Source organism: Wenzhouxiangella sp. AB-CW3, assembly GCF_014725735.1.
In the GTDB taxonomy this organism is placed as follows: domain Bacteria; phylum Pseudomonadota; class Gammaproteobacteria; order Xanthomonadales; family Wenzhouxiangellaceae; genus Wenzhouxiangella.
Genome location: NZ_CP061368.1, coordinates 3,395,671 through 3,422,657 on the forward strand (window position 1 = coordinate 3,395,671; position 26,987 = coordinate 3,422,657).

Annotated in this window: 21 protein-coding genes and 1 pseudogene; 6 read left to right on the forward strand and 16 right to left on the reverse strand. The window is 59.1% G+C overall.

The window, feature by feature from the left end:
• Nucleotides 1–23 precede the first annotated feature (23 nt).
• Nucleotides 24–143: pseudogene (locus tag IC757_RS14655) on the reverse strand (transposase); the annotation flags it as partial.
• A 676-nt stretch (nucleotides 144–819) separates the two neighbouring features.
• On the opposite strand from IC757_RS14655, the gene IC757_RS14660 reads away from it, so the two are divergent.
• Nucleotides 820–3,375 carry an SIR2 family NAD-dependent protein deacylase gene (locus IC757_RS14660; RefSeq protein WP_190975027.1) on the forward strand — a complete coding sequence of 852 codons (2,556 nt, stop codon included), beginning with the start codon at nucleotides 820–822 and terminating at the stop codon, nucleotides 3,373–3,375.
• 453 nt (nucleotides 3,376–3,828) lie between these two features.
• Here the strand turns inward: IC757_RS14660 and IC757_RS14665 are convergent, their stop codons facing one another.
• Genes IC757_RS14665 through IC757_RS14675 form a run of 3 tightly spaced genes read right to left on the reverse strand, consistent with a single transcriptional unit; the run spans nucleotide 3,829 to nucleotide 8,442 of the window.
• Nucleotides 3,829–5,628 carry a hypothetical protein gene (locus tag IC757_RS14665; protein WP_190975028.1) on the reverse strand — a complete coding sequence of 600 codons (1,800 nt, stop codon included), beginning with the start codon at nucleotides 5,626–5,628 and terminating at the stop codon, nucleotides 3,829–3,831.
• Nucleotides 5,628–7,316 carry a hypothetical protein gene (locus IC757_RS14670; protein ID WP_190975029.1) on the reverse strand — a complete coding sequence of 563 codons (1,689 nt, stop codon included), beginning with the start codon at nucleotides 7,314–7,316 and terminating at the stop codon, nucleotides 5,628–5,630. Before IC757_RS14670 ends, IC757_RS14665 begins: the two co-directional genes overlap by 1 nt.
• The gene (locus IC757_RS14675) at nucleotides 7,303–8,442 is read right to left on the reverse strand and encodes a tyrosine-type recombinase/integrase (protein WP_190975030.1); all 1,140 of its coding nucleotides are present in this window, start codon (nucleotides 8,440–8,442) and stop codon (nucleotides 7,303–7,305) included. Before IC757_RS14675 ends, IC757_RS14670 begins: the two co-directional genes overlap by 14 nt.
• A gap of 65 nt (nucleotides 8,443–8,507) precedes the next feature.
• Between IC757_RS14675 and IC757_RS14680 the strand changes: the two genes are divergently transcribed.
• On the forward strand, nucleotides 8,508–9,110 hold the full coding sequence (locus IC757_RS14680; protein WP_190975031.1) for an ATP-binding protein: 603 nt from the start codon (nucleotides 8,508–8,510) through the stop codon (nucleotides 9,108–9,110).
• A 39-nt stretch (nucleotides 9,111–9,149) separates the two neighbouring features.
• Here IC757_RS14680 and IC757_RS14685 read toward each other — a convergent pair whose 3' ends face one another.
• Complete coding sequence (locus IC757_RS14685; protein ID WP_190975032.1) at nucleotides 9,150–9,608, reverse strand: hypothetical protein; 459 nt, start codon at nucleotides 9,606–9,608, stop codon at nucleotides 9,150–9,152.
• A 75-nt stretch (nucleotides 9,609–9,683) separates the two neighbouring features.
• Nucleotides 9,684–10,895: an aminotransferase class V-fold PLP-dependent enzyme gene (locus tag IC757_RS14690; RefSeq protein ID WP_190975033.1), complete on the reverse strand. Its 1,212-nt coding sequence runs from the start codon at nucleotides 10,893–10,895 to the stop codon at nucleotides 9,684–9,686.
• Between the two features lie 197 nt (nucleotides 10,896–11,092).
• Between IC757_RS14690 and IC757_RS14695 the strand changes: the two genes are divergently transcribed.
• From IC757_RS14695 to IC757_RS14705, 3 genes are all read left to right on the forward strand, one after another.
• Nucleotides 11,093–13,030 (forward strand): autotransporter assembly complex protein TamA, encoded by a 1,938-nt coding sequence (locus tag IC757_RS14695; RefSeq protein ID WP_190975034.1) that lies wholly within the window; start codon nucleotides 11,093–11,095, stop codon nucleotides 13,028–13,030.
• A complete protein-coding gene (locus IC757_RS14700) occupies nucleotides 13,027–16,854 on the forward strand; it encodes a translocation/assembly module TamB domain-containing protein (RefSeq protein ID WP_190975035.1) in 3,828 nt (1,275 codons plus the stop codon). The genes IC757_RS14695 and IC757_RS14700 overlap by 4 nt, the downstream gene beginning before the upstream one ends.
• 135 nt (nucleotides 16,855–16,989) lie before the next feature.
• Complete coding sequence (locus IC757_RS14705) at nucleotides 16,990–17,460, forward strand: PaaI family thioesterase (protein WP_190975036.1); 471 nt, start codon at nucleotides 16,990–16,992, stop codon at nucleotides 17,458–17,460.
• Between the two features lie 255 nt (nucleotides 17,461–17,715).
• Here the strand turns inward: IC757_RS14705 and IC757_RS14710 are convergent, their stop codons facing one another.
• Entirely contained in the window at nucleotides 17,716–18,435 is a 720-nt protein-coding gene (locus tag IC757_RS14710; protein ID WP_190975037.1) for a sulfite exporter TauE/SafE family protein, read from the reverse strand.
• 95 nt (nucleotides 18,436–18,530) lie between these two features.
• Here IC757_RS14710 and IC757_RS14715 point away from each other — a divergent pair, with 95 nt between their 5' ends.
• Nucleotides 18,531–18,878 carry a PilZ domain-containing protein gene (locus tag IC757_RS14715; RefSeq protein WP_190975038.1) on the forward strand — a complete coding sequence of 116 codons (348 nt, stop codon included), beginning with the start codon at nucleotides 18,531–18,533 and terminating at the stop codon, nucleotides 18,876–18,878.
• Nucleotides 18,879–18,900: 22 nt separating this feature from the next.
• On the opposite strand, the gene ccoS is transcribed toward IC757_RS14715, so the two are convergent.
• Genes ccoS through ccoN form a run of 9 tightly spaced genes read right to left on the reverse strand, consistent with a single transcriptional unit; the run spans nucleotide 18,901 to nucleotide 26,984 of the window.
• On the reverse strand, nucleotides 18,901–19,077 hold the full coding sequence (gene ccoS, locus IC757_RS14720) for a cbb3-type cytochrome oxidase assembly protein CcoS (RefSeq protein WP_190975039.1): 177 nt from the start codon (nucleotides 19,075–19,077) through the stop codon (nucleotides 18,901–18,903).
• Nucleotides 19,074–21,632 (reverse strand): heavy metal translocating P-type ATPase, encoded by a 2,559-nt coding sequence (locus IC757_RS14725; RefSeq protein ID WP_190975040.1) that lies wholly within the window; start codon nucleotides 21,630–21,632, stop codon nucleotides 19,074–19,076. The genes ccoS and IC757_RS14725 overlap by 4 nt, the downstream gene beginning before the upstream one ends.
• Nucleotides 21,629–22,141, reverse strand: a complete 513-nt coding sequence (locus IC757_RS14730; RefSeq protein ID WP_190975041.1) for a FixH family protein — start codon at nucleotides 22,139–22,141, stop codon at nucleotides 21,629–21,631. Before IC757_RS14730 ends, IC757_RS14725 begins: the two co-directional genes overlap by 4 nt.
• Nucleotides 22,142–22,145: 4 nt before the next feature.
• Nucleotides 22,146–23,534 (reverse strand): cytochrome c oxidase accessory protein CcoG, encoded by a 1,389-nt coding sequence (gene ccoG / locus IC757_RS14735; protein WP_190975042.1) that lies wholly within the window; start codon nucleotides 23,532–23,534, stop codon nucleotides 22,146–22,148.
• Nucleotides 23,531–23,836 (reverse strand): hypothetical protein, encoded by a 306-nt coding sequence (locus tag IC757_RS14740; RefSeq protein WP_190975043.1) that lies wholly within the window; start codon nucleotides 23,834–23,836, stop codon nucleotides 23,531–23,533. The genes ccoG and IC757_RS14740 overlap by 4 nt, the downstream gene beginning before the upstream one ends.
• On the reverse strand, nucleotides 23,829–24,737 hold the full coding sequence (gene ccoP, locus IC757_RS14745; protein WP_190975044.1) for a cytochrome-c oxidase, cbb3-type subunit III: 909 nt from the start codon (nucleotides 24,735–24,737) through the stop codon (nucleotides 23,829–23,831). The genes IC757_RS14740 and ccoP overlap by 8 nt, the downstream gene beginning before the upstream one ends.
• A complete protein-coding gene (locus IC757_RS14750; protein ID WP_190975045.1) occupies nucleotides 24,734–24,907 on the reverse strand; it encodes a CcoQ/FixQ family Cbb3-type cytochrome c oxidase assembly chaperone in 174 nt (57 codons plus the stop codon). The genes ccoP and IC757_RS14750 overlap by 4 nt, the downstream gene beginning before the upstream one ends.
• Complete coding sequence (gene ccoO / locus IC757_RS14755) at nucleotides 24,904–25,560, reverse strand: cytochrome-c oxidase, cbb3-type subunit II (RefSeq protein ID WP_190975046.1); 657 nt, start codon at nucleotides 25,558–25,560, stop codon at nucleotides 24,904–24,906. The genes IC757_RS14750 and ccoO overlap by 4 nt, the downstream gene beginning before the upstream one ends.
• Entirely contained in the window at nucleotides 25,557–26,984 is a 1,428-nt protein-coding gene (gene ccoN / locus IC757_RS14760) for a cytochrome-c oxidase, cbb3-type subunit I (RefSeq protein ID WP_190975047.1), read from the reverse strand. Before ccoN ends, ccoO begins: the two co-directional genes overlap by 4 nt.
• Between the last annotated feature and the right edge of the window lie 3 nt (nucleotides 26,985–26,987).

Genomic DNA, 26,987 nt, shown 5'->3' on the forward strand with positions numbered 1-26,987 from the left:
GTAATGTTGACACACAGGGGAAAAACTTCGATCAACTCCCGCCGAATCACACCATAAAGGCGTTTCCGGCGATACTTCGGGATGAAAACGATGTGGTACTTACACTCCCATCGTGTGTGTCGTAAACTGCTGACTTGTCTCATGGTTTCTCCTTAGCGTGGTGCTTGGCGGCTCACGCTTTGGAGTTACCATGAGATTTCCGGAATCGTCAAACATTGAATGCCTCCCCAGCAGAGCTGGGGGGTCTCCCGAATTTGTCTAGCGGTTGCTGTGGAAACTGCGGAGCGAGGAGGTAAGATCCAGCAGGCACGGGGCCTTCGGGACAGATTCGAGCAGCGAGTCAAGTATTCCCAGGATCTCAACAAAGAGCATTTCACCTCGCCGTCCAGCACTGAACATGCAACCTGCTAGGGCACGGGAACTATTCGATACACCGAGGGTGTGAGTAAGCTGGAAGATATGGCCGCCCGGCCAGGGGCTTGCGTTTGCGCTGGCAGTAGGGGCGGCCGGGCAACCCGTTGCTCTGCCGATCTGCATGAATGCCTATCTCGCACTTGCTGGAGAGAGGAATGTCCATGTGGCGAACCTACTTGCGGTGCGCATGCTTATGTTGCAGGCTGAGTGCATGAGAGTGGTCGAGCAATCTGATATATACCCGACTGGAGGATCGTAGCCAATTGCGTTACCACCGCCTCCAGAGGAAATCGTTTCTATTTGTATAGCGGGGGCGTTACCGAGATTCCATATCCAGCCCTACGGCCGTGTGCCGATGCGTATAAACTTTTGTTTTTATAGCCTTGTTGCAGATGGAGTTCCTGTATGCCAAAAGATGCCAATGCGCTGCGCGAAGCAGTAAACGAGTTTTTCGGCCGTCATGGTGACGTCTACCTATTTGCAGGCGCAGGGGTTGGTGTAGCTGCAGGATTGCCTGATTGGAAAGGCTTTCTGGAAAACCTTGCGCAGACATGCCGACAATACGATATAAATCTGTACCATGCGATGGCTGCCAGGATTTCTCAGAATCGGTTGACCTCCGCAGCAACATTGTACTTTATCGCTGATATACCTGAGGCAGAGCGATACAGCGCCATTAGAGATCAGCTTAGAGAATATAACCACAAAGGGGTTGTTAAGTGTCTAACAAAGCTCCCGGTGTCCGGAGTGGTAACTACTAATTATGATAGATCCCTGTTAGATGTTTATTCTTCCGATGAGAATGGCAGCCCGTCGGATTTCTTCTATCCCGACCCCTCATTAAATCAGGTTCAATTTTCAGATGATTTTTTTGTTGCAAGAATTCATGGGCGTATAGAGAACCCGAACAAGATTGTTTTACAGGAGCAGGACTACGATGCTTTGATAGACGACACAACCTATTTGGATGTTCTGACTTACCTTTTCGCTCACTGCAACCTTCTCGTTGTTGGCTATTCCTTCCTAGATCCAGCAATCCAAAACGTCCTGACCGCAGTAGCTGCTAATGTAGGTACGATTCAGTCCGGCCGCCATCTGGCGCTGATACCCGACGATGAAAGTACAGAGCTAGTGGGGCAGTTGAGCAAACTGAACGTTGAAGTATTGACCTATGATTCAAAGGATAACCATAGGGTGCTTTGGGATGCAATTTGCAGGACAGAGAAGAGCTCGGATAGCATAACAGGTCTGGAAACGACTGATCCTTTCGTTGTCGCTCGAGCGTATTTCGCGACCTGTTACGCGCGATACAAAATGCAAGGGCAGTTAGCTCCTCTTTTGGATATCATTGTTGAAGGGGTGCTTTTGTCGGAGTTAGATAAGGTTGATGGATCTATCGACGTTTCTAAGCTTGTCGAAAATGTTGCAGACGTGATATCGGTTAGATCTGTGCAAATAGAGAATGACATTCGCGGACAACTATTCAAGCTGAATTCGGGCGGGTACGTTGCGATTGTTGAAGGCAATGTCTCTCGTGTGACAAGAAAGGCGCCTAGAAAGCTTGAGGATCTCGATACTCTAGCCAAATCCATTGGAGCCAGGATGGATTTGGAGGGGGTCGGGCTTCAGAATGAAGCTCATCGTAAGGCTATCGCCCCTGCTATTGAACACCTTGTTCTCTCAAGAGGCTGGCACCTGAGCGCCTCGTTTGCAACGCACCGAGTTCCAGATCATGTTTCTGTCCCAGATATATTTCACGGGTATTCCTTTCCTAAAGGGTTCCCCAAAAAGACCTTCACTCGCAGCGTTGAGGGAATGTTGTTCAATCCAGAGCCGAGGGAATCGAAGGCATTGGCTCGTCTGGGGGAGATAGCGTTTGGCCTCGAATTGGTGCTAAGGGCTCCAAGAAGTGCGTTTTTCCTAGAAAAAACCTTACCAGAAGAAATTTATCTGGATGCAAACGTTTTGATGCCAGCCATAGTTCACGGCCATCCTTTTAACGCGGTATATTCAAGGCTTATTAGAAAAATTCAAAGGTTTGCTGCTGAGTCCAAATCCAATCTCTTCATTCGGGCACACAGGGTTGTCCTCAATGAAATTGTAAGTCATCGAAGGTTAGCTATCCAGGAATATGAAAGGTTAGGAAGCAACGACTCGGAGGTCGAGAGGGAGGCGACCTACTACGGGTTGGATAATATGAATGTATTCCTTGCTGGCTACATTCAAACTAAGCGGGATGGCGCGGTTTCAGATTTTTCTGAATACATTCGGAAGTATGCCTCCTACGGAAAAGAGAGAGATCTCGAGGGGTATCTAAAGAGAACGACGACTATTATGCTCGTAGGTAATGAAAGGACGGAGGAAGCAGAAAGCTATCCAGATATACTCCATGCATTGGAAAAGGCTTATTCGCGCCGTTCTTTTTGGGAAAGGAAAGATGCAGCGCTAATCAGGCATGATGCTCAGCAGTTATCCCGGTTGCACAGTGGGGTTATGGGGGGTAAGCGGAGCATTTTTGTTACAGCGGACCGCACTCTTCGTCAGACCTTAGGGGAAACAAATTACGCGGATCTATCAAATTATATGATGAGCCATGTTGGCCTTGTCAATATGACACGGCTCATTGCTGCTGCGTACGAGGATGGCGGCGAGTTGTCTACGTCCACTGGAAGACTAATGTGGGCTGTCAGTCGCACCGATCACGCTGAGAGAATACGTAGATACCTTATTAATCAAGCATTACGTGAGTATGATGCTGCATTGGCTGCTTCAATGGGGTCTGTGGTTGATGATATCGCAGAGGATGTTGTCATTGAAGCGAATAGACGGGATATTGATTTGGATGCCAATTCTGCGTTAGAAAAAGATCAAATCGGAAGACTTTTTGATGAATATGAAGATCGCTTCTTTGAGAAAATGAGGGACGTAGTTCGGCAGAGAGAGAGTGGTAGACAGAGTTAAGCCGCTTTGGATAACTCTGCGAACGAGGGCTTCCAACCTAAGGCAGCGATCTCGTCGTACCCCAGTTTTTAGGGGATTCGCAGCTCACGTTGTTGGCAAAGCCAAAGATGAATACCCGCAGTGTCAACTTAGTCTTCAGTCTCCAAACGCTTCAATCGTTCACTGAGATGCAAATTGCATAATGCGTGAATGGTGCGCTGCAGGCGCTTGTTCTTCTCTCTTGCCTCCCTTAGACGCCTATTTAAGAGCCCAACGCTCGACGGGGCACGTCCCCTAGCTACCAATATATCTGGACCAAATTCCGCAATTAGCTGCCGCCGATATGTATATGCCGTAGATCTTGGCACACGAGAAGCCTTTGCCAGGTCCGGAATCGAGAATGTTTTAACACCATCCCGCTCTAGCATCCGCCTTCCGATTGAAACAAGCTTTGAAAGGGTTGTGCTCATCTCATCAACCTTCGCTGTTTAGAACTCTGTCTGCCGTAGCAATTCGCTCTCTTAGCATTTCAACGGTCTGAGTGGGGATACCGCCGCGAGCTAAAAGTTCTTTATCCCTACCTCTTGTGCGCCTCCACCAGTCCAAAGTTTCCTGTGTACGAATGTTGTTGCTGCAGCCCGCGCAGATTTCTGGAGATCTAAGCCTATCATCTGGCCCAGAATCGCCCTTGCATTTGGCCAATTCCTTGATGAAAAGGCAATATCCCCACTCACATGCGTGTATGCTGACACCCTGGTTTCGGAGATGCTCAATAACTTGCTCTTGCTCCACCTCACCTTGGAACACCATGCCTGAAAAGACTGAGCCTGAAACAATTTCCCCATTCTTGACTAGGCTCGCGATCTCAGAAAGCAGCTCTTCCTCAGCATATCCGGCGATTAGTGCCTGTAATTCGAAATCAGATCCAACATAGCTGTCGTCAGTCATCCTATAATCGATGTGACCATACAACGTCGAGATACTATCCAGACCAGCTTTGTCTCGGGTAGCGACGAACTGAGCGAATGTCTTTCGAGCTAGGCGTGGGTTGACTGAACCACGCATTAAGCCATTGTTCCTGGACACCACCTCATCGGCTACTGTTTGCATCACGGGTCCAATTTTCTCTGGGGCTGCAAATCGCCTACCAGGCTCCCGGCGTTTATCAAAAAAGGCACCTCGCCCTCCTAGGCCAACAAATAAATAATTTGATTCCGGAGATCGTCTGTGGCTCTGAAGACGCTTGATTGTATCCACAGAGGACACAAGTAGCTCTATTGCCGGCCAATAGTGATCACGCCTGCCATACTTGATAATCTTTCCTTTGACGTAAGGATACTTAACACCATCGGAGTGCTTAATATAGACGATACAATTAGTACGTAAATCCACGAATTCGGAAGGCCGCATCCCGGTGAGCATCATGATAAGAGTGACCGCACCAGCATTGATCAGCCTAATGTTTCTTGCCAGCCACCCCGTTGAGTTCAGCTTAAACGGGATAAACGAGTTCGGCAAAAGCAGCCTCTTCCCAGAACACGTCCTCTGTAGATACTTATGAATCCTGTCGCGAACTACACAAGTGGAACTGCCTTTTGCATATTCCATATCAGCAATGTCTTGACATCGAATCCAAATCGGGAGCAACTTAGCGCCTTCTTCAACAACCTCCTTGGAAAACGCAATCATCTCTTTGGCAAGCGGCCTTTCAATTGACTCTACAGCGCAACCTTTTACCCTCCCCAAACTGCTCACTTGGTTTTGAAGCTTGATGATCGACTTAGGACGAACCCCGAATGGAATACCAAAGTCTTGTGAGGTATTGTGCAGGTCCGAAAGGACCGCCACGATAGCATCTAAGTAGGCTGTAGAAGGTCGCTCATTATTTTGCCCCCGCGTACGCAGAAATCGCTCGCATAACTTTTCGCTAATGTTTTTTGGATCCCTAATTCCTTCTCCTGCTGCCCAAAGGAGAAAAACTTTTACAATTTGGAGAGTCGCCTTCACCGAGCTTACTTGTAGAACATCCCGATTGTCATCTGGCGCCTCAAGTTTTCTTATTGTATACACTTTTGCCAAGAATAGGAGCTTGTGCAACTCAGGTTGCATAAGGCCACCTAGCTTATGTCGCGTTCCCCAAATGATTGCTATATCTCGATCGGAGTTTGCCACGTTCACAAAAACCCATCTGCTTCGGGTAATAGACTTCGCTATGCTCAGCATAGAGGCGCGTTCATCGATACACTTGATTGCTTGTGCTTGATCTATAAGCATCAGTAGAGCTCTGGTAGCGGGGCAAGATCTCGGAGAAGGTCATCGCTATAGCCCACACTCAGTTTGGGCTGCACATCATGACAAATCACATTGAGTAATTCCTGATATACGTTTCGGAAGCGTCTTGCCCCCTCGGGGCTTAGCATCATTCGGCTCTTCGTCTGCTCTAGGTGGCGTTTGGCTTGCTCGACTCGGGTTGCAATATAGACGTTATTCTTTGGAATAATGGCGCCTGGGCAGAAGAAGCATCCCAGAAAATTTGTACACAAACTTCCCTTTTTCTGTCCCTCGGCAATTCCTGCATACGGATCCTTGCAATGAGTTCCGAAAAGCGTTTCGAACCCCCTTCCAAATGAGCGGGCCTCATCTTCAGCAGACCACTTTACAATCTCACCTTGGAAATGGCGAATAGTACTGTTATGGCGGGCCATTTGGGCTTGATTGTTTAGGTATCTTTGAGTAGTCCTCATCTCGCCGTGCTGAAGCGCTTTTGTTGCGGCTTCAACGCCTGCTTTGCTATCGATTTCGCTCGCGATCGACGCACGAAAGCGTCGTAACTCTACTCCATCAATCCCGAGCCTTTCTGAAAACCTTGGCCAGAGATTATAGAGGTGGGCATCCGATGGCGTTGCGTAGACCCTGCTTTTCAGTTGGCAGACAAATAGTCTATTCCTGAAGTCTGCCGACACTTGGCTTTGGAAGTATTCCTGTAGATTTTTCAGCCGTCTAATGATGTTAGGTGCCGCCCACTTCACCCTAGGGTCAAACGTCTTACATTGCTCACGTGATGCCCTCGCTTTCTCCCAAAATATAGTCTCCTTGTTTGTGCCGCACTGCTCGATACAATCTCGCCTCAGATTCCAAATCGATAGAGGGTTGCCTACAGTCTGAATTAGCAACGCTACGTAGAACGGCATCAAGTCGGGGCCAGTAAGCTCAAGTTGACATCTGAGCTCTGTGAGCCCCATTCCCAATTGCTGCATTTTCCTTATAAGCGGGATTGGCAATGAGTTAGCTTTAGGGAGTTCTCCTTCACCGTGCGCGAGAACCTCCTTGATCAGCTCATTCCTGTCTGGTTGGTACAGCTCTCCAAACTCTTCTCTTATTGTGTGGCTTCGGGAAGCCTCAATGAATTTACCCCGACTTTCAATTCGTTCTTCAATCTGCTCTATTGCTTTGTAACACTCAATCAGGATCCGTTTGATCTCAGAAGCCGGAATAATGACCTTCGGTATATGAAACGTCCGTTGCTTCTTTAGTCCTCTTTGAGTACGAATCCGGTTCTTGAACTCGCAGATCTCATAGTCCTGCATCCAGGCAAGCAGGCTTCTGGATTCGTTGAAGACTCCATCTCTCGTCCGCATTGACTTTGGAAGGGCTTCGCAAAACCTGATAAACGCTACAAACTCGCTATCGCCAAACTGGGAAGGGCTCGCAATAGCTTCTCTATTTAGGAATTTTGCCAAGTATCCAAGCCGATAGAAAGCTTGGGTACGAGTACCAGGCCTTCGAGGCGTATTGATCTGGACGAAGGCATTGGCGACGGGCGAGCACCAAGCTTCGGGGAGTCGTGTCCTGTTGAAGGCGAAGGATTGACTGCTCTTTCCGTTTTTGCCTCTCGCGAAGTACGCTCGACCGTTGCGCACACGGAATTCAATGGGCTCATCAAGAAGATCACGCCCCTTCACTGACCATACCCTCTAGCACTTCGCCGTTTAGAAACCCGAGGGCCTCGTTCAAAGTTGAAGGATCTTCTTCTATACTTTTTATGTATATCATGGTCGATTCGATCGATCGATGGCCTAGCAGCCTCTGTAGCATTTTTAATGGCGCAATGGGCTTTGCTTTAGCAATGACATAAAGGGACCTGAGGGTATTGATCGCATATGTATGACGAAGATCATGGAATCTCACGCGCCGAGGAAACTTCGAAGCCACTCTTGCTCTGTAGAAGGCTGATGTTATGGCGGCCGGTGTTATAGTTTGACCGAACCGGTTCCGCCAGAGAAGGCCTGCCCCATCAAGTGGAAAGTTGGGATTCTTCGCGGAAAGCTCAGCCATATAACGCTTTGTCTTGCTGACAATGGTATTGGGTACATACAAAGTCCGGTAACCACCACCTTTTGTTTTCACTTCAAGTTCGCAGAGAACTTGAACTTCCACCGAAGCGGAAAAAATGTCTCCGGTCCTAAGCATAGCTATTTCCCCTCTGCGAGCCCCGGAGTAAAGAGCCCACAGTGCTATTAACCGATAAGGATTATTTAGGTTCTTCAGCAGATCGTCAAGATGGTCGGGATTAATCGCTCTCGGTAAATACTGATACTTCTTTACCAGGAGCGTTCGTCTTTTGGGGGAAACGTAAAGACCGGTACGCGAATTGTCTGAGCTTATAAGCGTTAACATCGATTTGCTCAAGGAAATATTTCTGGTATTTGCCCATCGATAATGTCGGATAACACATGAGAGTCGGTCGTTTATCGTCGTAGTGGCGAGGGACTTTCCGTTAATACCAGTAGGCCGCAACAACGCTGAACGGTACGAAACCAAATCTGAACTACGCGCATATGACCAAGTTAGGCGATTTCGACTCAATGTAGCGAACCAATCGGCAAGATGCTCTGCATAGGTTCTTAGTGTCTTGAGACTCGATACAGAACAAGAGACAAAGTATGCGTCCAGCAAGTAGTCATTGATCGCGTCAACGGGCTTCCCATCAATGTCAACAACGCAGGGAAAGCCATCAGGAATTCTGGCGTCATGGTGCCCAACCAGATCCTCAGCCGCCTTGGACTCGAATACCCGCAGGTCTGTCATGCACAAGTACCTTTTTATCAAAGGGTTAGGCATATACTGAAAGCCTTAGTCTAGAGTATAGCCTAATGCCCGAGTATTCCCGGCATGTGCTGGAGGTGTTGCGCGAGCCGCTGGAGTCGGGCCGGGTGGTGATCTCGCGGGCCGCGGTGCAGGCCGAGTTTCCGGCCGATTTTCAACTGGTCGCGGCCATGAATCCCTGCCCGTGCGGCTATGAGGGCGACCCGTCGGGCCGCTGCGGCTGCACGCCGGATCAGATCCAGCGCTACCGCGACCGGATCTCGGGGCCGTTGCTCGATCGCATCGACCTGCACGTGGAGGTGCCGCGCCAGTCGTTGAAGGATCTGCCGCCCGGCGAGCCGTCCTCGGCGGTGCGCGAACGGGTGATGGATGCCCGCAAAACCCAGGCCGGGCGCGGCACGGTCAACGCGCGGCTGGATGTCGGGGGCATACGCGAGCACTGTGTGCTCGACGGCAAGCTCTCGAACCTGCTCGAACAGGCCTGTGAACGACTGCAACTGTCAGCGCGTGCCCACCATCGCATTCTCAGGGTGGCACGCACCATTGCCGATCTAGATGGCAGCGGGAAGATCACCATGCCCCACCTGACCGAGGCCATTGGCTACCGTCAGCTCGACCGACGTTCCAGCCAGTGGGCGCAAAGCGCCTGACACGATCCGGTCGCGGGCTACTCGACCCGTGATTGAAATTCAGAAGTCGGACAACATGTTGACATTGCGCACCAGGCGCTTCTTCTCGCGCTCGGCACGATCGCGCAGCGACTTGAACAATTCGGTCTGTTCGGGAAGCGTGCCGGCCCGTTCGAGCTCGCCGTAAAACTCGACGAACCATTCGGCCACATCAAGGGCGGCATCGAGCAGTTCATTGGCGCTGACGTCGGGATGTTGCAGGGTAGTCAGGCGCTCGCGCACGACGCGGTCATCCAGATCAGCCGGTTCCCACTCGCGCAGGGCGGCATTGATCGAATCGCGCGAGTAACCGTGCAGGGCCTCGGCCGACTTGTTTTCCATCGCTTCGAGATATTCGAGCAGCAGATGGGCGCGGGGATCGCTGACATTGGCGTCCAGCGCCTTGTAGGTCTCGCCCAGTTGGTGATGCAGATGCTCGATGTAGGCCAGGATATCGCGGGTTTCGCTGAGCTTTTTCATCCCTGTTCCTCAACAACGGTTGCGGACCCAGTATAGAACCGAACGGCGCCGGCCGGCGAGAGCGAAACGGGCCGGCTATGGACCGCCGCCGGCCCGGATCTCGTCTATAGCCGCAAGCAGGATGTCAGCCTCGTCGAGACCATTGGGCCAGTGCGGCGACAGGCGCAGCCAGCCGTCGGGGCTGGCGCTCTCAATGCCGTACTCGGCAAGTGCCCGCGACCAGGCCGGACCGGCCGCGGCGTCGGTTGTACACACACTCAATATGCCGGAGCGCCCCTCATTTTCGACCATGCGGGCGCTGCTGAACCCGCGATCGAGCAGGCCGGGCTCGAGTGCATCATGCCAGGCCTGGACATGCTCGAAGATGGACTCGACTCCGATGGCATCGATCAGGCCGACGCTGGCCTCCAGGCCGGCGGCGGCCAGTGTGTGCGGGGTGCCGAACTCGACCATGCGTGCCGATTGAACCAGGGGGCGGTCATAACGCAACTCGTTCGGAGCGCGGGTCAGGAATGCAAACGGATCGGCGTGACTGAGCCAGCCGGCGACATTGGGTTCAAGGCGTGCTGCCGCTTCCGCGCGGGCATAGAAGCAACCTGTGCCTTCCGGCCCCATCAGCCATTTGTGGCTGCCGCAGGTCAGATAGTCGATGGCGCAGGCTTCGACATCCAGCGGCACCACGCCCATCGCCTGGATGGCATCGACGAACAGTTCGGCGCCATGCTGGCGACACATCGCCCCCATGGTTTCCAGCGGCATGCGCTGACCAGTGGTGAACTGCACTGCACTGACGGCCACCAGGCGGATGCCGGCGCGCAGATGGTCTTCCATCTGCTGCAACCAGCCGGCGTGATCAGTACGGAAATCATCGGCCCTCATCCACACCAGTTCCAGCCCTTCGCGCCGTGCCGCCTGCTGCCAGGGCGTGATGTTGGTGGGAAACTCGCCATCAAAAACGAGGATGCGATCCCCGCGCCGCCAGGGAATGCCCAGCGCCACCGCCAGCACGCCGGCCGTGGTGTTGCCCACCAGCGCCAGGTCGCGGGTCGGTGCACCGATCAGATGGGCCAGTCGCCCACGCAGGCGCTCGCGCCGTTCGGTCTCGTTGGCATAGCTGCCCATGCCATCACGGGCATACTGCGACAGGCAGGCACTAACCGCATTGACCACCGGCTGCGACGGCGGCGAGAGCGAGGCATGGTTGGCGTAAACCCGTGTTTCAAGCTCCGGGAACAACTCCCGGCTACCCAGCCGGGGCGGTGCGTAGCGATCAACTGCGCTTGCCATACTCGCGGCCTCCGCTCGCCCTGCCACCGATCGTGTGTTCGAACAATGGTCTGATACAGCCTGCAAACATACCAAATCTCGCTGAGTGGTCTGGGCCCGAAGCTTAGCACTCATGGCCGGCCGATCACCGGGAACGCCCCCGGTTCACGTGCGATTCACTTGAAACCCGGGCTCGCGGTTACCATAGCGCTTTACACATGGTTGCATCCTGGTTGGCCTCTTTGCCCAGATTGTTGATTGTCGCCCTGCTCGCCCTGAGCCTGTCGATCGCGGTACGCGCCGATTCCGGCAGCGTTGTGACCGAAGTATCCGGCATCAGCGGCGAATTGCTCGAGAACGTGCGCTTGAGCGTGTCGCTGGTGCGAGCTGAATCACTCGATGAGATATCGGTCTGGCGGTTGCGCCAGATGGCCACCGATGCTCGTTCGGAGGTACGCGAAGCCCTGCGTCCCTTTGGCTACTATCGGCCCCGGGTGGAAGTGCGGCTGGACGAACCCGAGACCGAAGGCGACCCCTGGCGCGCCACACTTCGGGTTGAACCAGGTCGCCCTGTGCGGGTTCATGCCGCCGAGATCCGCATTACCGGTGAAGGCGCCGATGACCCCGAACTCAAGGAGTGGCAGGCCGAATGGCCGCTGCCGGAAGACGCGGTGTTGCGCCACGAGGACTGGAGTGAAGCCTGGCGCGATCTTGAACGACTGGCCGAGCGCCGCGGCTACTTCGACGCACATTTCGTGGCCCGCCGCATCGAGGTCGACCCGGACCGCAACCGGGCCGATCTCAGGCTGGTCTACGACACCGGGCCGCGCTACCGCTTCGGTACCTACCGGGCTCGGGACGCCGATTTTTCCGATCGGCTGATCAATCGTCTGACCATCGTCGAGCCCGGCGAGGCCTACGACATTACCCGGGTGGACGAACAACGCGAAGCCCTGGTCCGAGCCGGTCTGTTCCGACGCGTGATCATCGAAGAGGAACGCGACAGCGAGGAGCATGTCGTTGACCTGGACTACCAGCTCGAAACGCGTCCGCCCAACACCTATCGGGCAACCGCCGGCTTTGGCACGGACACCGGTGCCCGCCTCCAGCTTGGCTGGGAACGCCACTACCTGTCGCGCCGCGGCAATCGCCTGGATTCCGCCCTGGGTTTGCAGCAGCGCAACAATGAAATGGTGGCACGGTCGGAGTATCAACACCCTCGCGGCAGCACGCCGTCCGACTTTCTGACCGCCGGCATGTTTCTCAGACGCGAACAGGACAACTTCCGCTTCATCGACGAGAACCGACTGGAGCCGGTCTTCGACGCTTTCGAGGGACGGCGTGAGCAATCCGAGATCAGCTTCGGTCGCATGCAGGAGCGTGGCTGGCTGCCGCGGTGGTTCCAGCCGGTCGAGGAACGCCTCAGCATTTCCGTGCTGCACGAATCGTTCGATGCCTTTCGGGAAGCCCGTTTTTCCGAAGAGAATGAAGCCCTGCTGGCGGCCAACCCCGACCTGGAAGAGCTTTTGCGCACCAGCACCGACACCATATCGGTCGGTGCGCGCTGGCGGTTGCCCAACATCAGCGGCAGCGGATTTCACACCCAGGGGCAGGTGCTGCGCGCACACGTCATCGCCGCCCACGAATCGCTGGGATCTCCGGTCAGCTTTACCCAAGGCTATCTCGGCGGGCGCTGGCATCACCTGTTCGGTGATCGCCACAAGCTGCTCTTGCGTGGTGAGCTCGGCTACACCGAGGCGCGTACCCGTGAAATGGATCTGACGCTTGATGACCGACAGCTCGAGCTGTCGCTGACCGAGCTGCCGGAGCGCTATCGTTTCAGAACCGGTGGCGACCGCAGCGTGCGCGGCTACGGTTTCGAGAACCTGAGCACCAACCGCAATGGCGCCAATCACCTGGTCGTCGGTTCGATGGAATACGAGTATCGCGTTGGTGAGAGCTGGTCGCTGGCGGCCTTCTACGATGTCGGCAACGCCTTCAACGACCTCGGCAATCCGAAGCTGCGCCGCGGCACCGGTGTCGGTTTTCGCTGGTATACGCTGATCGGACCGATTCAGCTCGATATCGCCAGCCCCCTGGATGACCCCGACACATCCTGGCGGCTGCACTTCACCATTGGCACGCAACTGCTATGAAGAAACTGCTGATCATCGTCGCGATCCTGTTGGCCCTGCTGGCCGCCGGCCTGGTCTCGGCCTGGTGGTGGCTGACCGATACCCGCAGCGGCGCCCAGTGGGCGCTGAATCGGGCCGCGCCGCACCTGGACGTTCTGAGCTGGGAGCAGCTTGAAGGCGGCCTGGCCAGCGGCCTGGTCTTTGATGGCGTGGTGCTGGAACAGGCCGGCACCCGCGTGACCGCAGATCGGCTGGAGCTGGCAGCACGCGTTCATCTGCTGGGCGGGCCCCGGGTACACGTCCAGCATCTCTACCTGCATGGTCCGAACGTTCATCTGCCCGCACCGGCGGACGAGGAGCGCGAACCCGGCGACCCGTTCGATCCCGGCGCGCTGGCCTTGCCGCTGGCCATCGACATCCATGATCTGCGCATCGAGCGCTTCGAGCTCCACCAGCACGATGGAGAAACACAGGCGGTCGATCGGCTGAGTTTCTCCGGACACTATTCCGACCACATCCGCATCGACCGCCTGGCTGTGTCCGCACCCGCCGGTCAGCTTGAAGGCAGCGGTCAGTGGTCGCTGGTCCAGCCCTACTCCGTGCGCCTGAACCTGAGCTCCGAACTCGCGATAGACGAGGAAACCGGCCAGGCGCTGGACCTGGAAATCCGCGGACCTATGAATTCACTGGAAGTGGGCCTGACAGCGCAAGGCCCCGCGGCACTCAGCGGCCAGGCGCGTGTGCGCGGGCTGCCCGACGTGCCCTCCGGGCGCCTGCGGCTGGAAGGTCAGTTCGCCGACTGGCCCGGTCTGGATCTGGCCCTGACCGAGCTTGATATCGAGGCCGAGGGTGACGCTGATGACTGGTCGCTGGTACTCGACACGCGCCTGAACGGCATGGAGATACCGCCGGCACGCTGGCAGCTCCAGGCCAGCGGCGACCTGGCGCGGGTCGACATCGAGTCACTGCGCAGCGATATTCTGGACGGCGAGATCCAGGGTCGTGGCTGGCTTGATCACGGTGGCGAGACCCTGGCGGCCAGCATGGACTTGCAGTTCAGCGGCCTGGACTTTACCTCGCTTTACCCGGAATGGCCTGACCAGGCCCGTGTCGAAGGCGAACTGGCGGCCCGGATCGACGGCGACGAGATCCATCTCGAGCACGTTGACCTGTCAGCCCCGCCAACAGAGTTGAAGCTCACGGGCAATGGCCGATTCGTGCCCGCGGCCGACGAGCTGGCCCTGGACCTGGAATGGGCCAACCTGGTCTGGCCGCCCCTGCTCGACGAAGGTGAACCCCTGCTGTCCAGCGAATCCGGACGGGTGCGCCTGAGCGGACGCATCAGTGACTGGCAGCTGGAACTTGATGCCCTGCTGGCGAGCGCCGAGCTGCCGGCCGGCCAACTGGACCTGCGCGCAACCGGAAGCAACGAGCGCGCCGACTTCGAACGGCTGTCGCTGAACCTGCAAGAGGCCGGCCGACTGGCCGCCCAGGGCGATGTCGCATGGGCACCCGAGTTGGAAACCCGCATTGAGCTGACCCTGGAACAGCTCGACCCGGGGCGCTTTGTTGCGCAGCTGCCCGGGCGCATCGATGCCCGCGCCACTGTTGCTGCCCGACAGAACGAGCGCCTGCAACTCGATATCCAACTCGACCGGCTCGCCGGCCAGCTTCGGGATCACGCCTTGGCCGGTAGTGGCCGGCTGCGACTGACCGACGATATGCCCGAAGCCGCCCGGCTGGATATCAGCCTGGGCGACAACCAGATCGGCATTGCCAGCGAAGATGGCAATCACTGGCAATGGCGCCTGGATGCCGACGCACTGGATCAGCTCTGGCCGGGCATTTCGGGCAGCGCCCTGCTCCAAGGCAGCCTGTCGCCGCACGAGCGCAGGTTGCTGGCCCGTGGCGAGGTCGAGGCTGCCGGATTCGGCGACTTCTCCGTCGAACGTGTCCACCTTGACACCGAACTGCACTGGGACGAACAACCCAGGGTGGATGCCAGCCTGAAGCTCAGCGACCTCGATCTCAATCCCTGGGACCGCATTGACCAGATCGAGATGGTGGTCAGTGGTGGCTGCGTCGACCATCGTATGGAACTCAACTTGTCGGGCATGCGCGGCACCCTGGACATGGCCGGGCGCGGCACGCTGGAAGGCTGCCTGACCGACTATTCGGGGTGGGAGGGCCATATCGAGCGCCTCTACCTGGGTGAGACCGTCGCCGGCAACTGGCAACTGGCCGAGGGATTGCCGATCCGCATCGATCCTGATACCACTGAAGCGGGGCCGGGCTGCCTGCGCGCCGTGGGCGATGGAGACGGCCGGCTGTGCCTGCGCGAGCTGCAACTCGACAGCGACAACCACGTGCGCATCGGCATTCACCAGGTGCCCATGGATCTCTTGCTGTTGCCGCTGGACCCGGTGTTCACGCTGACCACACCACTGTCTGGCCAGATGGACGCAAGCTGGAGTGGTGGTGGCATCGAGCAGGTCACCGGCCATCTCGAACTCGAACCCGGCGCTCTGCGCGCCCTCGGCGACGACGACGACCTGCTGACCATCGATTCGGTCAGACTGGACTTCATCCCGCAGGGGGGCCACGGCCTGCTGCTCGACCTGATCGCCCGCCTGGAAGGAGACAGCGAACTGACCGGACAGGCCCATGTGATCGACCTGCGCGACCCCGGCAGCACCTTGATCAATGCCGACACCCGGCTCGACCTGCCCGACATCGGCGCCTTCAACCACCTGGTCGCCGAACTCGATCAGCTGGGAGGCCGCCTGCATGCGCGTCTGAACCTGGCCGGCAGCGTGAACGCGCCCAATATCAATGGCCGCCTGAGTATTTCCGACGGCTTCCTGGCCCACGCGCCACTGGGCCTGAGGGTCACCGACATCGACTTCGACCTGGAAGGCGTGACTGACCATGCCACGCTGGTCGGACGGATGAAGTCGGGGGATGGCCACTTGAATCTCGACGGCGCGCTGACCCAGCAGGACGGACGCTGGGTGATGGAAGCCGGCATCGAAGGCGACGGTTTTTCCTTTGCCGACGTCGACTGGCTGCGCATTGATGCTAGCCCGTCCATACAACTGACCGGCAATCACGACCGTCTCGACATTGATGGCGACATCAAAATCGACCGTCTGCGCGGCGGCCTGCCACCTGGCGCCGGTGAGCGGATCCGGCCCTCCGGCGACGTGGTCGTGCTGGGCGAAACGATTGAAGACGACCCCGACCTGCCGGTACGGCGTCTACACGGCCGGCTCGGTATCCATGTTGGTGACAATGCACGCATGTCCGCTCTGGGCCTGCAGGCGCGCCTTGCCGGCGATCTGGAGCTGCTGTGGAACGGCGGCCCGGAACCGCGAGGTCGTGGCGTCATCCTCATACCCGAGGGGTCCTACCGGGCCTACGGCCAGAACCTGGAGATCCGCGACGGCGAAGTGTTGTTTACCGGTCACCCACTCGACAACCCCCGCCTCGACATCCGCGCGGTGCGCGACATCTTCGGCGACCCGCGCGTCGAGGCAGCCGGGGTACACATCCGTGGCCCGGCCCGCGACCCCATCGTCGAACTCTACACCGACCCACCAACCACCGACGAAAAGGCCCTGGCCTACGTGGTCACCGGCGCCGATTTCGATCATGCCGGCGGCCAGGCGGCCGTGAACGTCGGCTTCTACCTGCTGCCCCGCCTGTTCGTCAGCTACGGCATTGGCCTGTTCGAGGCCGGCAACGTGCTGTCCGGACGCTACGAACTGTCGGAACGCTGGGGTGTGCGGGTGGTATCGGGTGAGCGGGATACCGGGGTGGATATTGGCTTCATTACCGATAGGTAACAGGGTTCAGGGTTCAGGGTTCAGGGTTCAGGGTTCAGGAAATCGTCTCAACTGCCCGCCCCTGAAACCTGAACCCTGAAACCTCAACCGTATAATTGTTTCAACAAATTTCCGTCGTAGAAATGAGGAACGCCCATGACTAATCCGGCCAAGTGCCTTCAGGAAACCTATGCACCGCATAACGCCTGTTTTGGGTGTGGGCCGTCCAATGAAAAAGGGCTGCGGATTCGGTCTTTCGTCCAGGGCGATCGGGTGGTGGCCGACTGGACGCCGGAGGCGCATCACGAGGCGTTCCCGGGCGTGCTCAACGGCGGCATCATCGGATCGCTGCTCGACTGTCACATGAACTGGACGGCGGCCTGGCACCTGATGGAATCGCAAAAGCTGGACAAGCCGCCGTGCACGGTCACCATGGAGTACGCGGTCAAGCTGCGCCGCCCGACCCCGACCGACGGCCCGCTGCACCTGGAAGCCTGGGTGACCGACACCGACGGCGACATGGTCACCGTGGAGGCCGAACTGAGCGCGGGCGAAAAGATCTGCGACCGCGCCACCGGCAAGTTCATCGCCGTACAGCCGGGGCATCCGGCTTACCACCGCTGGTAGCCGCAGCGGAGCGAACACCGGGGGTGGGAGTAGACGCCGGGCGGTATCGGGCAATGCGGCGGCATTTGTGGCGATCGGCCGGCAAGGGTTCGTAATGCCACGCAGGCGTTTTGGTGCCACTGAAACACCGCCTATGCATCGGTTGGATCAAGGGATTCGAGTCAGGCCAGTGCTACGGCTGGTACGGCAAGCACATAAGTAGCGGCCGCGCCGCAAATGCCGCCGCATTGCCCGACACCACCCGTCCACCCCCACCTACCTTCGTGGGGTGACGCAGTCGACGACGAACTGCATCCACGGATGGTCGATCGAATGCGCCAGCCAGGGCCCCAGTGCCACCAGCAACCCGGAAAAGGCAACAAGAAACGCAGCGGTGTAACGCAACCCCCGGCGATTGACGGCCGAACGAAACTTCAGCACGGCCAGGCCGGTGCCCAGCAGCAAGGGCACGGTGCCGATACCGAATGCCAGGACCATGGCGGTCGTGGCCAGCGGGTCGGCCAGAAACACGGCGGCGGCGACCACTGAATAGAGCAGCCCGCATGGCAACAAGCCCCACAACAGCCCAAGCCCGAGTGCGTTGTCCAGCGACCTGACGGGAAGAAAGCGGGCAAGTAGCGGCATCAGACGGCGCGTGAATGGTGCCGCCAGTTCGCCGGCCCGGTCGCGGAAGCGTCCGGGCAGTGCAATGTAGGCGGCCATGGCGACCAGCAAGGCGCCGAGCAGCACTCGCATGATCAAGGGAGCCGTTTCCGGCAACAGCGTGGCCGGGAGCATGCCGATGCCCGTGGCCACCAGGGCTATGGCCAGGTAGCTGGCAATCCGTCCCAGATGAAAACCGGCCGCCAGCCCGGGCCGGTCGCCGGGCAACTGGGCATGCAACATGCCAGCGATGCCCCCGCACATGCCCAGGCAGTGAGTCGAACCGAACAGTCCGGCCAGCAGGCCGGCCAGTAAAGCCGCCTCCGGCGTCATCGTTCCGCTGGCTCCCCGCCCGGTGGTGAAGGCATGAAAGGATCGGGCTGTGCTAATCTGATCATTACCATCCCCAACCATGCCGGGAGCAGCCCATGAACGACAGACGCGCTTACGATCGCCGGCATTCGATCATATACCTGCAGGTGTTCGACCGGGACTCGGGTTCGGCACTGGGCAACCTGGTCGATATTTCGGAAAAAGGTGTCATGCTGGTCAGCAAGGCGCCCATGGAGAACGACCAGCAGTATGCCTTGCGCATGCATCTGCCCGAACCAGTCAACGGCAACTATACGGTGGACTTCGAAGCGGTGGTGCGCTGGTGTCGACAGGACATCAATCCCGACCTGTACGACATCGGCTTCGAGCTGATCAATCCGCCAAAGTCTTTCGAGGATGCGCTGGAAAGCCTGGTCAAGGGATACATGTTTACCGGCAACTAGCCCGGAATAATCATGCCCCGGCCTACTGCGAGCCAGAGCGATCATTATCGTTCGGCGGCTCTTCATCGTCGTCGAGAATATCCATCGCCGGAGTATCCAGGTCATCGAACTGATCGTTCTTCACGGCCCAGAAAAAGGCGCCGATGGCCAGCACCATGAGAATGACCGACAGCGGGATGAGGACGTAGATGATGTTCATGGGCGACTCGCGTCGGGCGACGGGAGACAGGAGGCGGATGACGGGTGAGCCTCGTCCCCCGCACTCGATCGACCATCGTCCCTCCCCCATCTTCCATCTTCCGCCTCCCATCTCCCGTCTCCCCTCTTCCGTCTCCCGCTTCCCGATGCGCTGCGGCGTCCCAACCGCTGCGCATTGAGAACCACCACCAGGCTGGAAGCCGACATGCCGATGGCGGCCAGCCAGGGCGGGACGAAACCGGCGGCGGCAAAAGGCAGTGCGGTGGCGTTGTAGCTGAACGACAGGGCCAGGTTCTGGCGCACGATGCGGCGCACTTTCGGCGCCAGTGCGAAAGCCGATGACACCCGCTGCAGGCCACGGCCGGTGACCACCAGGTCGGACTGGCTGCGGGCAATGTCCGCACCTTCGGCCAGGGCCAGGGAAATATCGGCACCCGCCAGCACCGGGGCATCGTTGATGCCGTCGCCGACCATGGCCACGCGCGCACCCTCGCTTTGCAGTCGACGCACCAGTTCCAGCTTGTCGGACGGGCTCATGTCTCCATGATAACCTTCGATTCTCAGCTCCCGTGCGACCCGGGCGACGTTGTCGAGACGGTCACCGGAAGCCAGCAGGACCTTCAGCCCGTTGGCCCGCAAGCCGTCGACCAATGCGTGAGCGCCGTCGCGCAGCGGGCTGTCGATGCGGAACCAGGCAATCAGCTCACCATGGCCGACCAGCGCCACCCACTGGCCCTCATCAGGTTCGCTCAGGGTCTGTTCCAGCGCCTGTGCAGCGAATTCCGGCTTGCCCAGGCAAAAAGTGACGCCGTCCACCGTGCCGGTCACGCCGCAGGCGGTAATGGCTTCGGCGTCGCTGACCGGATGACCATCGTCATGTTCGGCAAAGGCGGTCGCAACCGGATGGCGACTGACACGCTCGAGTCTTCCGGCCAGGCGGCAGGCCTCGTCTTTGGAGAAGTGATCGCTTGCCATCCGAACCTCGCCGATGGTCATCTCCGGTCGGGTCAGCGTGCCGGTCTTGTCGAACACCACGTGGGTGATCTTCGGCAGTTTCTCGAGTGCATCGGGAGTTGAAATCAATACACCGAGGCGCGCGAAACCGCGGCTGGCCGCGGCCAGGGCAACGGGGGTGCCCAGCGCCAGCGCACAGGGGCAGGAGACCACCAGCACCGAGATCATCACCGGCAAAGCGCGGGCCGGGTCGATCTGCCACCAGACGATGCCGGCAATGGCCGCGCCGGTGAGCACGAAGACGATGAAATAGCTGGCCAGGCGATCGGCCATCTGCGCCATGCGCGGCTTGAAGCTGCGTGCCTGGTCGAGCAGACGCACGATGCCCGATAGCACGGTGGACTGACCAAGGTTTTCGACGCGCACGGTCAGATTGCCTTCGCGCACCAGGCTGCCGGCCAGCACCTCGTCACCGCCGACCCGCCGGCGCGGGGTGGATTCGCCCGACAGCAGGGATTCGTCGATCATGGCGTTACCGGATTCGATGACGCCATCGGCCGGAAGCGTCTCGCCCGCGCCCACCTGGACCCGGTCACCGACCTCGAGCTCGACCAGGGTCACGTCTTCGACGCCGCTTTCGGTCAGGCGTCGGGCCTGCACCGGTAGCGAGCGGGCCAGCGCCGAGTGCAGTTGACCGGCGTTCTGGCGCGCCACCAGCACCGCGTAGCGGCCCAGCAGCAAGAAGAAGATGAACATCACCACCGAGTCGAAGTAGACCTGCCCGGCATCCAGTGTGGTAATCACTACGCTGGAAAACAGCGCCAGCAGCATGGCGCTGGCCACAGGGATGTCCATGGACATGCGCTTCTGCCTCAAGGCGCGCCAGGCCGAGCGGTAGAACAGCTGGCCGGAGTACAGGCAGACCGGCACGGCCACGACCATGGAAATGACCAGGAAGAAGCGCTCGGACTGCGGGTCGATGTCCTGCCAGGAGCCGATGTACTTGGCCAGGGCGTAGCTCATGACCTGCATCATGCCCAGGCCGGCCACGACGATGTACTTAAGCATCTGCAGTCGCTCAGCCCGGTTGCGCGCCTGCCCGGCCATGGGCGAGTCCAGGTGCGGACGGTAGCCCAGCGCGGCCAGGCGCGCCGCGATCTCGCTCAAGGCAGTGCGCTCGGGATTCCAGTTCAGGTGGGCGCGGCCATCGGTGACATCAACCCGGATCTCGGCCACGCCTTCCAGTTCTCCAACGTAGCGGTGAATCAGCCAGGCACAGGCAGCACAGTGCACGTTTTCCAGCACCAGGGTCAATCGCTGGAATCCGTCGCAGTCGGGACGCGCATAGTGCTCGAGGATGGCGTCGCGATCCCAGGCGGCGAAGTCCCGGCGCGAGGCCTTGGCCAGCTCCGGGCGCTCGGGCAGCGCGTCGCGGAATTCGTAATAACGGCCCAGCCCGGCCGAGTCGATCAGGGTGGCCACGGTTAGGCAGCCGTGGCAGCACATGGCCCGTTCAGTCCCGCCGACAATGGCCTGAATATCGACACCTTCGGGAATGCTTTCCCCGCAGTGCCAGCAGTCGTTGTGGTGCTGCACGGTCACAGGCGCTGCGCACTCAGCCGGATCTCATCCGGAGCATCGGGTTCGGAGCGCATGCGACCGCCCAGCCACCAGGTCTGCGACAGGTCGCTGACCACGATGCGTGAGCGCTCGCTCGGGCTGCCGGCCAGCTCGCCCATATATTGGTTGTCACCATTGCGATGGACCACGGCGGTGGTGTCTCCGTCGCTGGTAGCGGGGTGAACGAACTTGACCAGCAGCGAGTCCGGCAGGTTCTTGAGGTCATTGGCGCCCAGTTCGATCCAGACCTGGCCTCCGTCGACCCGCAATGCGCCACTCAGGCCCATGGAGCGCGCCATGGCGGTGCGCTGGTTGGTATCGACCAGGGCCCTGCCCAGCGGAGCATGATCGCCGCTGACGATCTCGGGCGGATTGCTCAGGCCAATGGTCAGAATGCCCAGGCCAAAGATCGGGCCCAGGCTCAGTATGCCCAGAATGAACCAGGGCCAGGGTTCCCTGTACCAGGGTCGAACAGTGATTTCTGATTCCATGATGCTAACCCCTCGGTTCCTGGGGGATGAAAAAGCGGGTTTCCTCGCGCGTACTGATATTGCCTTCGGCATCCTCGCCAAGGATCTCGATAGTATGCATTCCAGGTGCGGCGATCTCCATTGGGACGGCCAGGGTCATGGGCAGATCGACCACTTGCCCGGGGTCCAGGCTGACCCCCCGAGAGGGCTCTATTACCCGCAGCTCGGGCAGCCCCTCGGCCGTGACCCGGATGAACATTTCCTCGTCGCTGCGGTTGGTCAGCTTGAGCCGGTAGGCGTTTTCCAGGTCGGACCCGGCCACCCGGTACATGGCGCCGCGATCGCGCAGCACATCCACCAGGAGGGGGTCGCGACCGGTCAGAATCACGCCGACCAGGGTTGCCAGCAATATCAGTGCGGCAAGATAGACAAAGATCCGCGGCCTGAGAATGCGGGTGGGCCGGTCGGCCATGGCGTTCTCGGTGGAATAGCGGATCAGGCCACGCGGGTAGCTCATCTTGTCCATGACCTCGTCACACACATCGACGCAGGCGGCGCAGGCGATGCATTCGATCTGCAAGCCATCGCGGATGTCGATACCCGTGGGACAGACCTGCACGCAGGCCTCGCAGTCGATGCAGTCTCCCAGCCCCAGGGCCTTGTGATCGGCAGTTCGTTTGCGCGCACCCCGTGGTTCACCACGCTGCTCGTCGTAGGAAATAACCAGCGAATCCTGGTCGAACATCGCCGCCTGAAAGCGGGCATACGGGCACATGTAGGTACACACCTGCTCACGCAGGTATCCGGCATTGCCGTAGGTGGCAAAGGCATAGAAGAACAGCCAGAAAGTCTCCCAGCTGCCGAGCTGGAAATCCAGCACGCGCGGACCCAGATCACGGATCGGCACGAAGAAACCGACAAAAGTGAAACCGGTCCACAGCGCGAACGTGATCCAGAGGAACTGCTTGGCCGACTTGCGTGCGAGCTTCTCCTTCGTCCACGGTCCCTTGTCGAGCTTGATGCGCTTGTTGCGCCGGCCCTCGGTAACCCGTTCCATCCACAGGAACACTTCGGTCCAGACCGTTTGCGGGCAGGCATAACCGCACCACAGGCGACCGGCCAGGGCGGTGAAGAAGAATAGCGACAGGGCCGCCATGGCCAGTAGCAATGACAGGATGAACAGGTCCTGCGGCCACAGGGTGATACCGAAGAAATGGAACTGGCGATTGACCAGGTCGAACAGCACGATCTGCTGCCCGCCCACGTTGATCCAGGGCAACAGGTAGTACAGGCCCAGCAACACCCAGGCGGCGGTAACCCGCAGCCGGGCAAAACGTCCACTGACCTCCCGCGGATAGACCTTGGGGGCCTTGACGTAGAGCGGGATGGTTTCCTGGTTGCCGGAATCGCTCATTGTTCGGGTTTCACACCTCGTCGCTTCAGTGGCTTGAGCAACAGTGCGGTGAACAGGCTGGAAGCGGCCGTCGCGGCCCAGAACATGATGAAGGCGATGGTATAGCCACCGCCGCGCGTGATCTCTAGCTCGGGAAAGGTGATGTCGCGCAGTGCCAGCGGGTCGACGAAGATGAAGAACACCACCGTTGCCATGGCCGCGGTAAAGAACGAGGGCCAGAGTATGGCCCCGAACCACTGCACCATCGGCCACGGGCCGATCGCGCCGCGATCCGAACTCCGGCGCGAGGCACGATCAGTCATCGTCGTCCCGGTTCAGGCTCAGCACGTAGGCGGTCACCAGCTTCGATCGGCCTTCGCCAAGCAGCCGATCCTGTGCCGGCATGATGCCTTCGCGGCCATCGCGAATGGTCTGGCGCAGAGCTTCGAGGCTGCTGCCATAAATGTACCTTCCGGCCGTGAGGTCGGGGGCACCAAGATGGACGTTGCCTGTGCCATCTACACCATGACAGGCAGCACACTGCTGTTCATAGTGACGGCGGCCGGCCGCAGCCATGCTGCTGTCGACCGATTGCCCCGCCAGTTGCTGGACGTAGACAGCGGTGCGTGTCACACCCTGCTCACCCAGCACATCGCCCAATGGCGGCATGACCGCATGCCGACCTTCGTAGATGCTGGTGAAGACCTGGTCAGGCTCGCCGCCCCAGATCCAGTGGCCATCGGTAAGGTTGGGATAACCCGGCGCACCGCGCGCATCCGAGCCATGGCAGGTCGAGCAGTTGTGGGCATAGATGTTGCTGCCCATGCGCAGGGCATCGGGATGCTCGACCAGTTCTTCAATCGGCCGGTCGAGCAACTCGCCGAAGCGCTCCTCAAAGTCCGCGGCGGCCTGCGCCCGCTCTTCCTGGTACTGGCCTTCGGAACTCCATCCCAACACCCCCTGGAAATTGCCCAGCCCCGGGTAGAGCACCAGGTAGAGCAGCGTCCAGATGATTGTGCCGTAGAACAGCCACAGCCACCAGCGCGGCAGCGGTTTGTTGAGCTCGGTGATGTCCTCGTCCCAGACATGGCCGGTGGTTTCCTCGCCTTCCTCGTTCTTCATCGAGGGCACGCGGGCAAGCTGGGTGCTGACCAGCAGCCAGATGACCCAGGCGGTAAAGCCCAGGGTTCCGATAATGACGAACCAGTGCCAGAAGGCGCTCATTTCGATTCCTCCCCGTTGTGGCCGGTGCTGTTGCGGTCATTGGACTGATCTTCATCCAGCGGCAGGCTGGCCTGTTCATCGAAGTCCTCGCGGTTCTTGACGATGAACACCCAGACGACCACGGCAACGAAACCGAGCATGGCCAGGACGGTCACGATCGCGCTGCTCATGAGTCACCCCCGCTATCGTCGGCGGCGGCGTGCTGTCCGGTCCAATCGGTGCCCAGACTCTGCAGGTAGGCGATGATGGCGTCCATCTCGGTTCTGCCGGCCACCGCCTCGACGGCGCCCTCGATGTCCTCGTCGGTGTAGGGGGTGCCGATACGTTGGAGAGCACGCATGCGCCGCTGAATCACTTCCGGATCGACATAGCGCTCGGCCAGCCACGGATAGGCCGGCATGTTGGAGCCCGGCACCACCGCACGCGGATCCATCATGTGCAGGTAATGCCAGTCGTCGCTGTAGAGCCCGCCGACACGGGCCAGGTCCGGTCCGGTGCGCTTCGAACCCCACTGGAAGGGGCGGTCGTAGACATGCTCGCCGGCCACCGAGTAGTGGCCGTAGCGCTCGGTCTCGGCACGAAACGGCCGGATCTGCTGGCTGTGGCAGTTGTAACAGCCCTCCGCGACGTAGACATCGCGCCCGGCCAGTTCCAGCGGGCCCCAGGGCTGAACCCCCTCGGCCGGCTCAACCACCGAGGCCTTGAACATCAGCGGCACGATCTCGACGATGCCGCCGATGCTGATGACCAGCACGATGAGAATGCCCATCAGTCCGACGTTCTTCTCGATCTTTTCGTGCAATGTGCCTTTCTTGTCGCTCATGCCGTCGCTCCTTTCGGCTCGATGACCGGCGCCTCATCGGTGCGGCCCATCTGGGCGGTCTTCCAGAAGTTGTAGACCATGAAGAACATGCCGGCGGTAAAGATGAATCCACCAATCAGGCGCAGGATGTAGTAGGGCTCGGTGAACTGCAGCACCTCGATGAAGGTGTAGGTCAGCGTGCCGTCATCATTGAAGGTGCGCCACATCAGACCCTGCATCACCCCGGCAATCCACATGGCCACGATGTAGAGCACGGTACCGATGGTCGAGACCCAGAAGTGCCACTCCATCAGGCGGGTGGAATACATCTTCTCCACGCCCATCAGGCGTGGCCACAGGCTGTAGAGCGCGCCGATGGAGATCATCGCCACCCAGCCCAGCGCACCGGCATGAACGTGGCCGATGGTCCAGTCGGTGTAGTGCGACAGCGCGTTGACCGTCTTGATCGACATCATCGGACCCTCGAAAGTGGCGATGCCGTAGAACGACAGCGCCACGATCATGAAGCGCAGCGCCGGGTCGGTGCGCAGCTTGTACCACACGCCCGAGAGCGTCATGATGCCGTTGATCATGCCGCCCCAGCTCGGCGCCAGCAACATGACCGAGAACACCATGCCGAGGGTCTGCACCCAGTCGGGCACCGAGGTGTAGTGGAGATGGTGCGGGCCGGCCCACATGTAGATCGCGATCAGCGACCAGAAGTGCACGATGGACAGGCGGTAGGAGTAGACCGGCCGCCCGGCCTGCTTGGGCACGAAGTAATACATCATGCCGAGGAAGCCGGCGGTCAGGAAGAAGCCGACTGCATTGTGGCCGTACCACCACTGCACCATGGCGTCGACCGCGCCGGCATAGAGCGGGTAGGAGTGCAGCCAGCCGGTAGGAATGGCCAGGTTGTTGACGATGTGCAGCACCGCGATGGTGAGGATGTAGGCACCGAAGAACCAGTTGGCCACGTAGATGTGCCGGACCTTGCGCTGGACGATGGTGCCGAAAAACACCACGGCATAGGCAACCCAGACGATGGCAATCAGCACCGCCAGCGGCCAGATCAGTTCGGCATATTCCTTGCCCATGGTGTGGCCCATGGGCAGGGTGATGGCCGCGCCGACGATGACCGCCTGCCAGCCCCAGAAGGTGAAGGCGGCCAGCTTGTCGGAAAACAGTCGCACGTGCGAGGTGCGCTGCACGCAGTAATAGCTGGTGGCAAACAGGGCCGAACCGCCGAAGGCAAAGATCACGGCGTTGGTATGCAATGGTCGCAGACGTCCGTAGCTCAGCCACGGAATCTCCCAGCCCAGGCCCGGCCAGATCAGCTGGGCAGCGATGAACACGCCGACGGCCATGCCGACGATGCCCCAGATCACGGTGGCCCAGGCAAATTGCCGGACGACCTTGTCGTTATAGGTAGTGGTTTGGCTCATGAA

Bases quoted from the DNA above. Each gene is read 5' to 3' on its own strand.
- IC757_RS14715 (WP_190975038.1), top strand. From the start codon at position 18,531: ATGAACGACAGACGCGCTTACGATCGCCGGCATTCGATCATATACCTG.
- ccoN (WP_190975047.1), bottom strand. From the start codon at position 26,984: ATGAGCCAAACCACTACCTATAACGACAAGGTCGTCCGGCAATTTGCC.
- ccoP (WP_190975044.1), bottom strand. From the start codon at position 24,737: ATGAGCGCCTTCTGGCACTGGTTCGTCATTATCGGAACCCTGGGCTTT.
- IC757_RS14695 (WP_190975034.1), top strand. From the start codon at position 11,093: ATGGTTGCATCCTGGTTGGCCTCTTTGCCCAGATTGTTGATTGTCGCC.
- IC757_RS14740 (WP_190975043.1), bottom strand. From the start codon at position 23,836: ATGACTGATCGTGCCTCGCGCCGGAGTTCGGATCGCGGCGCGATCGGC.
- IC757_RS14680 (WP_190975031.1), top strand. From the start codon at position 8,508: ATGCCCGAGTATTCCCGGCATGTGCTGGAGGTGTTGCGCGAGCCGCTG.
- IC757_RS14730 (WP_190975041.1), bottom strand. From the start codon at position 22,141: ATGGAATCAGAAATCACTGTTCGACCCTGGTACAGGGAACCCTGGCCC.
- IC757_RS14675 (WP_190975030.1), bottom strand. From the start codon at position 8,442: ATGACAGACCTGCGGGTATTCGAGTCCAAGGCGGCTGAGGATCTGGTT.
- ccoS (WP_190975039.1), bottom strand. From the start codon at position 19,077: ATGAACATCATCTACGTCCTCATCCCGCTGTCGGTCATTCTCATGGTG.
- ccoG (WP_190975042.1), bottom strand. From the start codon at position 23,534: ATGAGCGATTCCGGCAACCAGGAAACCATCCCGCTCTACGTCAAGGCC.
- IC757_RS14685 (WP_190975032.1), bottom strand. From the start codon at position 9,608: ATGAAAAAGCTCAGCGAAACCCGCGATATCCTGGCCTACATCGAGCAT.
- IC757_RS14665 (WP_190975028.1), bottom strand. From the start codon at position 5,628: ATGCTTATAGATCAAGCACAAGCAATCAAGTGTATCGATGAACGCGCC.
- IC757_RS14660 (WP_190975027.1), top strand. From the start codon at position 820: ATGCCAAAAGATGCCAATGCGCTGCGCGAAGCAGTAAACGAGTTTTTC.
- IC757_RS14710 (WP_190975037.1), bottom strand. From the start codon at position 18,435: ATGACGCCGGAGGCGGCTTTACTGGCCGGCCTGCTGGCCGGACTGTTC.
- ccoO (WP_190975046.1), bottom strand. From the start codon at position 25,560: ATGAGCGACAAGAAAGGCACATTGCACGAAAAGATCGAGAAGAACGTC.
- IC757_RS14700 (WP_190975035.1), top strand. From the start codon at position 13,027: ATGAAGAAACTGCTGATCATCGTCGCGATCCTGTTGGCCCTGCTGGCC.
- IC757_RS14705 (WP_190975036.1), top strand. From the start codon at position 16,990: ATGACTAATCCGGCCAAGTGCCTTCAGGAAACCTATGCACCGCATAAC.
- IC757_RS14690 (WP_190975033.1), bottom strand. From the start codon at position 10,895: ATGGCAAGCGCAGTTGATCGCTACGCACCGCCCCGGCTGGGTAGCCGG.
- IC757_RS14750 (WP_190975045.1), bottom strand. From the start codon at position 24,907: ATGAGCAGCGCGATCGTGACCGTCCTGGCCATGCTCGGTTTCGTTGCC.